Raw genomic sequence first — 8,401 nt, 5'->3', positions numbered from 1 at the left:
CTGGGATTCGTCATCATCTACATACAAAATAATATCACCTGGTGCGCAATCTAAATACTTACATAATTTATCAATGGCATCGATATCAATTTTTATCACATCATTGTTATACAAACGATAAAGGGTCGAACGACTTATATCCAAATCTCTATCAATATCGGCAACTTTAAGTCCACGTTGTGCCAATAAAACAGGCAAATTTATCTTTATCACAATAAAATCCCTAAAAATGAAAATAAATACTTGATTTAGGAATAAAATAATATTAACATAGTTCCTAAATTAGGGAATAAATTTTATTTTTAGATATAAATTCCCAATTTCAGCTATTATCCCATACTTGAGATAATTTTCCAATCGAACAACAAAAAATTCAAGGAGCACAAAAATGCACCCAGACCTTGTCATCCAACACATCTATGACCAGCTTGACCAAAGAAAAAACCGCCAACAGCAAATTAATAAGCTTACAAGCCAACTAATCAAAGAACAACGGATACAACCAGGTGACAACCTTTACCTATTTCTAGGACTCATCAAACGCTGCAACAACACCCAAGCCATTCAAACATGGATTTCAGAAATATTAGACGACATAGACGTAAACGACGACCAAGAAAAATACCAACAACTTGAACATAAATTTCTAAAACTTATGCCAGAAATAGCATAGAACAAGTCCCCTTAACAACCGCTAAAACCACAAGCCTAACCTAAAAAAAGGAAAATCATATGGACTACAAATACCTCGCAAAAAACCACGTCAGCGAACAACAAACCATCATTGTGCGTGACTACTTTGAAACCCCACTAGAAACTCACGGCAACCATTTAGATCACATCACACATATCTGTCAGTATTACAACATCAGTGCACCGTTACTAAGGATAATGGTCAGCCACTTCAAAATCTTTGATACACAAACATGTTGCAACCAATGCAACATCATGCGACAAATCTACGAACCGACCTATAACTATCAGAACCAGAAATTCAATTGGATATGCGATGACTGTCATCAATTCATTCAACAGCCATTTGACAGCAATTTTTCAGCAGAACAATTCTATAATGAAGACTATGATTGTCCCTTCTAAAAAAATCATATCCCCATCTAAAAACCTAAAAACCTAAAAAAATAAAGCGACATACAATAGACCCTGTCGCTTTTTACATACTATATTCTCTGATAACAACGACACCCATTAAATTATCCTAATCTTTAGGATCGCCATTCATCACATCATTTTGTAAAAAACCACTAACCCATTCTTTATCTTTCTCATTCAAATTTTCATCAGCAAGCATCAGATTTAAAAAATCAGACAAAGAAATCGTAGCTTTATTTTCCGGTAACTTTTTTAACGACTCAATAATCACCAAACCAAAACGTCGATAGCGATTTTCAATAACTTGTTTCTTTTCGTTTTCATGCATTTGCAAAGCCAGTTTAGCTTTTTTCTTAGTTTCACGAGCAGTAATTTTAGCTTGCTCAAAACCAAGTAATAATCTTAACTTTCTTACATCCGAATCTGACAATAAAGCTTTCTGAAATAGAGTCAACATTAACAGTTGCTCATCCGCTAACCTTTTAGACTTAGCAACCTTAGCCTCAAATTCCCTAACCAATCTATCCAATAACTCATTTTCTAATTTAGTTAATTCGTTTTTCATAATAAACTCATATAGTTACTACATAATACCATTATAAAAACATCCAGTAAAAAGTCAAAGAAAAAATACTTGCAAACATAAACAATGATCGTATAATCAAATAGATTACCTTGAAGCAAAAAATCTTTTGAGCCAGCAATGCCAGAGTTACCAAATTTGCTATGCAAATTAGGTAACTCTGGCGCTGGCAATTGGGGGCAATGCCCCCTCTTGACACCCCCGTCGTCTCCTATTTTAATTTCCCGATGGTTAATCAAAAAGCGGAGACGATCGAAAACCCTTTATGGGCTATTTGAATCTTATATGTTATCGATGAATGAAGAACAACAATCAATACCTAATGAGAAAATTAAACGTCAAAGTCGTTTAAATCTTAGACTCAGTGATAGCGAATTTGAAATGGTGCAAAGCAAAGCTAAAGGATTTGGTTTGCCCTTAGCTAAGTTTGTGCGTGTGTGTCTATTAGACTTACCTAAACCTATAAAACGCACCCATGATTTACCAATTGTTAATCCGGATTTGTATCGTCAGTTAGTGAGCATTGGTAATAATATTAATCAATTGACGCGTTATGCGCATACCGCTTCACTAGACCCTAAGAAAAATTTGGATGTGTTAGAACTAGCTTATGCCCTACAAAGAATTGCTAATGAGCTAGAGATATTACGTTTGGAGCATAGCCTAACTAAAACGCAAATTATTGAAAATGAAGCGGTGGATATGAATGTGGCTGTTGATGAAACCAAGTAACTAAAATCAGTGACTAAGCTCAGTAACTAAACTCAGTAACTAGGCTCAATAATTTTATGGCAGAGGGAAAATGTTAGTTCGGTTTTTTAATCATGGTAAAGTCAAAAAAGGATTTGCAACAAGGTCGGGTGGCGGTGGCGATGTTCAATCATATTTATTATTTGATAGAAATGATAAAACCAAACCCCGCGAAGGGGCTCGTTTAATCTACGGGGATGATGCAGTCACCACAGAAATTATTAATGGTATTAAAAACAGTAAGATTTACACGTCTGGGGTATTATCGTTCGCACCTGAAGAATCGATAACTGATACGCAAAAAATTGAAATCATAGAATCGTTTGAAGCCAATTTATTTCCTGGGATGACTCGAGGTGAGTACAGTGGCTATTGGGTCGAGCATGTTGATAAAGACCGCCAAGAATTGCATTTTGTATTTGCAGATATTCATCTACCAACGGGTAGATCGTTAACGGTTTATTACCATCATAAAGATTTAGATTTGGTGGATAGTTGGAAGGATTTGATCAATTTCGATTATGGCTTAGCCGACCCCAATGATGCTAACCGTCAGCGTGTTTATCGGCTTAAAGGCTATGAGTATGCGCATAAAAAAATGCATGAGAAACAGATATTCGCTGAACAAAATAGTGCTTCGTTAGTTGGTACAAATAACGTTGGCACTAACAAAGTATTTATCGAAGAAGAAATTGCTCTGCATTTGGTTGAAACGATTTTGAGTGATAACAGTATTGAATCTCATGAAGATGTGGTACGCCTAATTGGTGAGATGTTTGAAATTACTCGTATTGACAAAAAAGGCAAATCGATTTCGATTAAAAATCCAAACGGTGGCAGAAATATAAAATTAAAAGGGATGCTATATGAGCGAGAGTTCACAAGACAAAGTCTCGAAAATTTTAGAACAACAAAAACAAAAGAACCTGCAACTCGAGCAAAACTTGCAGAACTTAATGAACAAGAGGTTGGACGACGCCTTCGTCGACTTCAACAGCGCTTTAAACAATATTATGAGTCGCATCGAGAGCTCGGGCAACAAGTTGATCAACAACTTACTGAGCCAGGCTACACCTCTGATCGACGACCAAGTGACAACAGCCAACCAGAACCTAGTGCAGTCAGTCAATCAGTTGGAGCAAACTCAGCAGATGCTGAGCAAAACAACCGATCAAATCCAGCTAACCAATCAGAAATTAGGAATATTACAGTTTCAGATTTTAGAGAGTCAGCACCAAAGCCAAAAGCTTTTCAGGGAATACGCCAACAACTTGGTAGAACAAGCCAAGACCCACATGAAGCAGAGCGAGACGGTGTATCAGGGCTTTTACCAAGCCCAAGCGCAAAAACAAGCGAACCTGAGAGTCAAGGCAATGATGATTGGGATGATTACCTTCGTTCTAGCCTTGATTCCAACGCTAGTAATGCTGGGGATGACCTATTACTCAAGCCACTTGATGAGCCAACAGCAACAGCAATTGGCTCAGGTGGAACAATCGATAGAACAACAACAGCAGCAGTTGGCGCTGATTTCAGCGAAAATTCAGCAGACACCGGCCGAGGCTCGAGCATTAACGATGGTGACCGTGTTACCCAACGACCAAGATCCCAAGCAAATGCTGATTATTCCCAAAAATCAACAGCAAGTGAAATTTGGTTTGAATCCCAAAAGGCAATTGGTGTTACAGATAGCGCCAGACGCACCAAATTAAAACCGGCAGCAAAGCAGCAAGGAATAACCCATGACCCTACCTATCAGTCCAAGCGAGCTCATCACACAAAGCTTACAAAAATTGTCGAACGATTTGCACAGCCAAATGACCGAGCAAATCAACCAGGCAGTCCAGAATCTACAAACACAGATGAGCGAAACACTTTCTCAATTGATACCAGACTTGCTCGATCAGCTTATACCGATTATCGAAGAAGAAATCCAAGACCGTCTGCAGCCGCAGCTAGCGAAGATGGAGACCTACTTACAAGAATTAAAGACCACCAATCAACAGCAGCTAAAAATGCTAAAATTAGGCAGGGAAGAATATCAGCTCTTACAAGACAAAATGCAACAAGCCTTGAACCAATTAGACAGTATACAGCCAATCGACGACAACGAGTTCAAACAGTTACTAAAGGACTTGGAAAATTCAATCATTACCTTACAGCGCAGCAACACCATGCAGAACAAAGATCTGAAGTCCTTAATCACGCTAATCAAGGACTTAGCGCCTTTAAAGACGGATATGAAGAACTCACTAGCGCATTTCACTCAGCAGCAGAAAGTTTTAGACAATTCACTCAAGCAGTTTCAACCCTTGCTAATGCGATAGGTGATTTATTTAAACGTCGCTTTGATGAGTTAAAGCGAAAAGCAATGACTTATGCCAAAGCAGGGCGGCTGTATGAAACCGCTGAAGATGGGTCAAAAGGCGCACAAGCCACGACCGAACAAGTTCAGCAATTTGTTGATAGCCATCCGCCTAATATGAGCGGATTCACACAGTTAGCTGATAATGTTAAAAAGTGGGAAGCGCAGGAACTGAACAATGAACCTTCCGGACCAAGCTTTGGACCATAAAGGGTCTTAGTTATCAAAATAGCGATTATTACTGCATAACAAGCAAGAAATTAAATGTTTAATAGCAATCGAAAGCCAAAATGCTATATGTATTATTGAAAGGGTTACTCGGCGTTGATAGATAGATAGCGTTGTGAGTTAAATTTGCGCAGCGCCTCTATAGTTTCCGTCAAACTGATTTCATCCTTAAAATAGCGTTCCACAATCGCATGCATTTCAGGCGGCGTTTCAAAACCAGAAAACGCACTGCTATTGCAGGCAAACTGCCAGTTTCTACGGCGCTGAGCTTCAGTCTTTGCATCAATCATAAGGTAATTTTAAATTCATCTAACCAACATTAGCCAGGTTTTAGCTTATAAGATTTTGCTTATCAAATCCAATGGTTTATTGTTTTTCTAGCATAACTAGCACATCACTAGGCTCAAGTTCTAGCGCTCTGCAATAATCAATAAATTCAATCACATCTAAGCGCCGATCACCGGTTTCTATCTTACCGATCAAAGAATATATCACACCCATCTTCTCAGCTAAAGCACGCTGTGTTAAACCTAATTTCTCTCGTTGCTGTTTAAAAATAGCACGTAAGTGCTCGTGCTCTTTGGCATGGATAGTTTTTCGAAAATTGTTCATTGCACCTATTTTAGGTTTAAGTTAATATGAACCTGTTTTAGGTGCAAACTTTAGTGTATTGATAATTTGGCTTTAAAAGGATCTGATATGTTGGTAATCAATCAAAAAATAATAGGCATGACATTGTTAACCGCGCTATTAGTAGGTTGTGGCAATAATCAGCCTAAAAATGGGCAGATAGAAGAGGTTATTCGTAAAGACCTTACTGCTAAAGGTGCTGAGGTTAAAGATGTTGATGGGTATAAATGTAAAGCGACTCAAACAGAAGGTACTTATATTTGTGGCGCTGATGTCAAACTGGTTCATCAAGGAAAAACTATGGATCATCGCTTTGCTGTGGCATTTTCCAGCGCAAATGGGGAATGGTTCCAAAAAAGCCCTACAAGAGGCGCAGTTGGAGACGAATAGCAGTGAGCGTTCTAGCAGGTTATTAAATAACTGATTAATACTGTTAACATGAATGATAGATAAACCATCTATTAACTCAATGTTTAGTTTTAATATTTGTTAACGGAAAAATCATTGTTATCGTATGAGTAGACAAAGATTGAATATTTAAAACAAGGAATTAGTTGAATGCCTGCCAATTTAACGCGTCATTTACCCCTCTTATTAGGCTCAGCCTGTATCAGTCTAACGAGTACGGCTTGGTCATCAACCTGCAATAAACCAAATGTAAAAGACTATCAGTATGTGGGCTGTTTAAAAGATGGTTTAGCAGCGGTTAGTAAAGAGACACCACAAGGGATAAAAACTGGATTTATCAATGCCCAAGGCAAACTAGTCATTCCGACTATCTATGAAACGATGGGTACGGTTGACGATTCACCGGAAAAATTAGTACCCGAGTTTGCTGAAGGGGTCGCAGCGGTCAATAAAAATATGCCGTCTGGTACTAGATACGGCTATATCGATAAAACGGGTAAAACCGTGATTGATTTTAACTACGATTATGCAGGTAACTTTGGCAATGGTCTTGCGCCTGTGCATCAAAATAACAAAATTATGTATATCAATCATGTAGGCAAAACGGTATTTACCGTACCCTATGATGATGCCGCAAGTTTTAGTGATGGACTTGCGGTAGTGGCTAAGCAAGGCAAATTTGGCTATATCGATACCAAAGGTAAGCTAGTAATACCATTTCAATTTAACCTTGATGAAGGTGACAGCATTGATGGGTATGGTTTTAATCATGGTAAAGCCAAGTTATTTAAAAATGGTAAGCCATTTTGCATTAACACCAGTGGTAAAACCGTGGCTTGTCGTTAGAATCAAATAATTCAATGTTTTATAAATCTCTAACTAACAGAACCAAGCGTTTTAGGAAATTAAGATGAAAAAAATATATCTAACCTGTTTACTACCCATAATGACACTATCAGCTCATGCTGTTAATTTTAATGGGTCTTATGAAAATGATGCAAATACGATGTTTATTGAGGGTAAAAAACTTAGTATTGCAGAAGGTAATGCTTGTGAACACGAAGGCAGTCTTACTGCGACTAAGAATCCAAATATTCTTGCTTATAGAAATAAACATGATGACGGTATGGTATCAGGCTGCCTAGAATCTCAGAAAACTTATAAAATCCAAGCGATAACCATTGATCCAAAAACCAAGCAGGTTACTAAGCTTAAAATTATAGATGGAAAGTACATGAATGGTGTTTATACGAAAATAAAGCCTGTGGATGCTAAATAATCTAAGTGCAAGAAAGAGCCTTGAGTATCAAAACAGGTTATTTGTATTTAGTTTTTTAAGGATATTCACGCGCATTAAATTTCATATTTTGGAAATGAGCTAATCTAAGAAATAAATAATGACATGAGAAGTTTTAAGATTTTTAATATCAAGCGCTTAAGACTACATAAAATTAATTGCCTAACTATATTTTATTCTTTTAGTTTTGATTGTATATTTAAGGATAAACTTTGAAATATTTTCAAACGAACTAAAAAGAGATATACATGGTTGATAGTGAAACTACATCGTCAATAAGATTTAATAATTTAAGTTTATTGCTTAGAAATATGAAAGCCTTGAAAATGACACTTGAGACATTCAGCTTTCGTTTCAATAATGTTGATTCCACTGTTTTTCTCTCGCATTATGATAAGAATCATGAAAACCATAAAAAACATAGTTCTTACATTCAAAATGAATCAACTTATTTTAGAGCTAAATTGGAGTTTATTGATCCTGCTGATGTAAATAATAAAATAGTTGCTTACGCAACCCTTTACAGAGTGAGTTTTATTAATATTTCTGAATTTGCTAAATTTTTCAAACTTGGTTGGATGGGTGACGGTCAAGGGATAAAAGGAGTTTTAGAACGTTTTTCCGAAAATTTTGAAAATATTCCTAATTCTGTAAACTTAAAGGAAAAAGATGAAAATCAAAAACTTTTAATAGCAGCCCGTTATAATCCTAAGAACCCAAAAGCTATATATTGTATTGGTGTAAAACGTAATGGTCTTAAAAAGAACGGTGAGCCAAAAGTAAGGCGGGAAAGTAACACTGAAATAGCACAGCAACTATATCCTAAGCTTTTTGAAATTTTTTGTCAGCATACCAATATTAGTTTTAGGTTTTCGTCTGATAAAAGAAAAGCAAAGACTAATGAAGAAATCATTGCTAATTTTAATGCACAGAGATAAGTTGCTCAGGTAGAAAACTTTAAAGTGTTATGATTTTGATTTAGATCTAAGATAATAAGAGAATTTTTACATTAAAATTAATATGCGCCTTG

General features: G+C 36.7%; 11 protein-coding genes. 7 read left to right on the top strand and 4 right to left on the bottom strand.

What is annotated here, in order from left to right; translation table 11 throughout:
* Positions 1-213 (bottom strand): helix-turn-helix domain-containing protein (locus tag RTR63_RS11115; protein WP_312524267.1); only part of this gene is annotated, 213 nt, incomplete at its 3' end.
* 175 nt (positions 214-388) lie between these two features.
* Between RTR63_RS11115 and RTR63_RS11110 the strand changes: the two genes are divergently transcribed.
* Positions 389-673 (top strand): hypothetical protein, encoded by a 285-nt coding sequence (locus tag RTR63_RS11110; RefSeq protein WP_312524265.1) that lies wholly within the window; start codon positions 389-391, stop codon positions 671-673.
* Between the two features lie 543 nt (positions 674-1,216).
* Here RTR63_RS11110 and RTR63_RS11105 read toward each other — a convergent pair.
* Positions 1,217-1,675, bottom strand: coding sequence for a hypothetical protein (locus RTR63_RS11105; protein WP_312524263.1), 459 nt, complete (start codon positions 1,673-1,675; stop codon positions 1,217-1,219).
* Positions 1,676-1,987: 312 nt separating this feature from the next.
* On the opposite strand from RTR63_RS11105, the gene RTR63_RS11100 reads away from it, so the two are divergent.
* Positions 1,988-2,425: a plasmid mobilization protein gene (locus tag RTR63_RS11100; protein WP_312524261.1), complete on the top strand. Its 438-nt coding sequence runs from the start codon at positions 1,988-1,990 to the stop codon at positions 2,423-2,425.
* Positions 2,426-2,495: 70 nt separating this feature from the next.
* A complete protein-coding gene (locus tag RTR63_RS11095; RefSeq protein ID WP_312524259.1) occupies positions 2,496-5,018 on the top strand; it encodes a relaxase/mobilization nuclease domain-containing protein in 2,523 nt (840 codons plus the stop codon).
* A 104-nt stretch (positions 5,019-5,122) separates the two neighbouring features.
* On the opposite strand, the gene RTR63_RS11090 is transcribed toward RTR63_RS11095, so the two are convergent.
* Complete coding sequence (locus RTR63_RS11090) at positions 5,123-5,326, bottom strand: antitoxin VbhA family protein (RefSeq protein ID WP_312524257.1); 204 nt, start codon at positions 5,324-5,326, stop codon at positions 5,123-5,125.
* 76 nt (positions 5,327-5,402) lie between these two features.
* On the bottom strand, positions 5,403-5,648 hold the full coding sequence (locus tag RTR63_RS11085) for a helix-turn-helix domain-containing protein (protein ID WP_312524256.1): 246 nt from the start codon (positions 5,646-5,648) through the stop codon (positions 5,403-5,405).
* Between the two features lie 87 nt (positions 5,649-5,735).
* Between RTR63_RS11085 and RTR63_RS11080 the strand changes: the two genes are divergently transcribed.
* From RTR63_RS11080 to RTR63_RS11065, 4 genes are all read left to right on the top strand, one after another.
* Positions 5,736-6,056 (top strand): hypothetical protein, encoded by a 321-nt coding sequence (locus RTR63_RS11080; RefSeq protein ID WP_312524254.1) that lies wholly within the window; start codon positions 5,736-5,738, stop codon positions 6,054-6,056.
* Positions 6,057-6,224: 168 nt separating this feature from the next.
* On the top strand, positions 6,225-6,920 hold the full coding sequence (locus RTR63_RS11075) for a WG repeat-containing protein (protein WP_312524253.1): 696 nt from the start codon (positions 6,225-6,227) through the stop codon (positions 6,918-6,920).
* A 64-nt stretch (positions 6,921-6,984) separates the two neighbouring features.
* On the top strand, positions 6,985-7,353 hold the full coding sequence (locus tag RTR63_RS11070) for a hypothetical protein (RefSeq protein ID WP_312524251.1): 369 nt from the start codon (positions 6,985-6,987) through the stop codon (positions 7,351-7,353).
* 266 nt (positions 7,354-7,619) lie between these two features.
* Positions 7,620-8,309: a DUF6037 family protein gene (locus RTR63_RS11065; RefSeq protein ID WP_312524249.1), complete on the top strand. Its 690-nt coding sequence runs from the start codon at positions 7,620-7,622 to the stop codon at positions 8,307-8,309.
* The last annotated feature ends 92 nt before the right edge of the window (positions 8,310-8,401 follow it).

The organism is Moraxella sp. CTOTU47724, from assembly GCF_032014955.1.
In the GTDB taxonomy this organism is placed as follows: domain Bacteria; phylum Pseudomonadota; class Gammaproteobacteria; order Pseudomonadales; family Moraxellaceae; genus Faucicola; species Faucicola tetraodonis.
This window is presented reverse-complemented; position numbering and strand designations above follow the sequence as displayed.

Coding starts and splice junctions, on each gene's coding strand:
- RTR63_RS11110 (WP_312524265.1), top strand. CDS start 389: ATGCACCCAGACCTTGTCATCCAACACATCTATGACCAGCTTGACCAA.
- RTR63_RS11105 (WP_312524263.1), bottom strand. CDS start 1,675: ATGAAAAACGAATTAACTAAATTAGAAAATGAGTTATTGGATAGATTG.
- RTR63_RS11100 (WP_312524261.1), top strand. CDS start 1,988: ATGAATGAAGAACAACAATCAATACCTAATGAGAAAATTAAACGTCAA.
- RTR63_RS11095 (WP_312524259.1), top strand. CDS start 2,496: ATGTTAGTTCGGTTTTTTAATCATGGTAAAGTCAAAAAAGGATTTGCA.
- RTR63_RS11090 (WP_312524257.1), bottom strand. CDS start 5,326: ATGATTGATGCAAAGACTGAAGCTCAGCGCCGTAGAAACTGGCAGTTT.
- RTR63_RS11085 (WP_312524256.1), bottom strand. CDS start 5,648: ATGAACAATTTTCGAAAAACTATCCATGCCAAAGAGCACGAGCACTTA.
- RTR63_RS11080 (WP_312524254.1), top strand. CDS start 5,736: ATGTTGGTAATCAATCAAAAAATAATAGGCATGACATTGTTAACCGCG.
- RTR63_RS11075 (WP_312524253.1), top strand. CDS start 6,225: ATGCCTGCCAATTTAACGCGTCATTTACCCCTCTTATTAGGCTCAGCC.
- RTR63_RS11070 (WP_312524251.1), top strand. CDS start 6,985: ATGAAAAAAATATATCTAACCTGTTTACTACCCATAATGACACTATCA.
- RTR63_RS11065 (WP_312524249.1), top strand. CDS start 7,620: ATGGTTGATAGTGAAACTACATCGTCAATAAGATTTAATAATTTAAGT.